A 1000-nucleotide genomic window follows, 5' to 3' on the forward strand; every position below is an offset into this window, starting at 1 on the left:
TCTGGCCGAACGGGAGGTTCTTCGCCCATAGCCTTGCCATGTTCATGCATGAGTGTTGATTTCCACGCAAAGCTGACCCACGATTTCCATCGATTCTTGACCCACCCTGGTTCGTGAGCTTCACGCTCACGTTGTGGATAAGTTCTTGGCTGTCTTCTCCTTCTTGGTGGCCTGTGGTGGTTGCTGTTCAGAGCTGTGCTTGAATCGATAGCTGTCGTTACCGGTTTCCAGAATATGGCAGTGATGCGTGAGTCGGTCCAGCAGTGCCGTGGTCATCTTGGCATCCCCGAACACACTGGCCCATTCGCTGAAGCTCAGGTTGGTGGTGATCACGACGCTGGTGCGCTCGTACAGCTTGGACAGCAGGTGGAACAGCAAGGCGCCTCCTGACGTACTGAACGGCAGGTAGCCCAGCTCATCCAGGATCACCATATCGGCATAGGCCAGGCGGTGGGCCAATTGTCCGGGCTTGCCGTTGGCCTTCTCCTCCTCCAACGCATTGACCAGCTCCACCGTGGAGAAGAACCGTACCCTGCGGTGATGGTGCTCGATGGCTTGCACCCCGAGGGCTGTGGCGATGTGGGTCTTGCCCGTACCCGGTCCACCCACCAGCACCACGTTGTTGGCGTTCTCCAAGAAGTCGCACCGGTGCAGCTGGCGTACCAGTGCCTCGTTCACCTCACTGTGGCCGAAGTCAAACCCAGCCAGGTCCCGGTACGCCGGGAACCTGGCCACCTTCAATTGGTAGGCCACCGAGCGCACCTCTCGCTCGGCGGTCTCGGCCTTGAGCAGTTGGGACAGGATGGGCTGCGCCGCATCGAAGGCCGGTGCACCTTGCTCAGCCAGTTCTGCAACTGCCTGGGCCATGCCGTGCATCTTGAGCTCGCGCAGCATGATCACGATGTAATCGATGGCAGGGTGATGACGCTTAGGGCACCTCCATCAATTGGTCGTTGCGAAGCACATTGGCCTGGGGTTCCACCGCCAGCTTGAGGGCCTG

At 59.6% G+C, this 1000-nt stretch carries 1 protein-coding gene; it reads right to left on the minus strand.

The window, feature by feature from the left end:
• Positions 1–126 precede the first annotated feature (126 nt).
• Complete coding sequence (istB, locus tag OC184_RS20380) at positions 127–894, minus strand: IS21-like element helper ATPase IstB (RefSeq protein ID WP_265508971.1); 768 nt, start codon at positions 892–894, stop codon at positions 127–129.
• Positions 895–1000 lie beyond the last annotated feature (106 nt).

It is taken from the genome of Paracoccus rhizosphaerae, from assembly GCF_026162645.1.
GTDB classification, from domain to species: Bacteria; Pseudomonadota; Alphaproteobacteria; order Rhodobacterales; family Rhodobacteraceae; genus Paracoccus; species Paracoccus rhizosphaerae.

Coding starts and splice junctions, on each gene's coding strand:
- istB (WP_265508971.1), bottom strand. CDS start 894: ATGCTGCGCGAGCTCAAGATGCACGGCATGGCCCAGGCAGTTGCAGAA.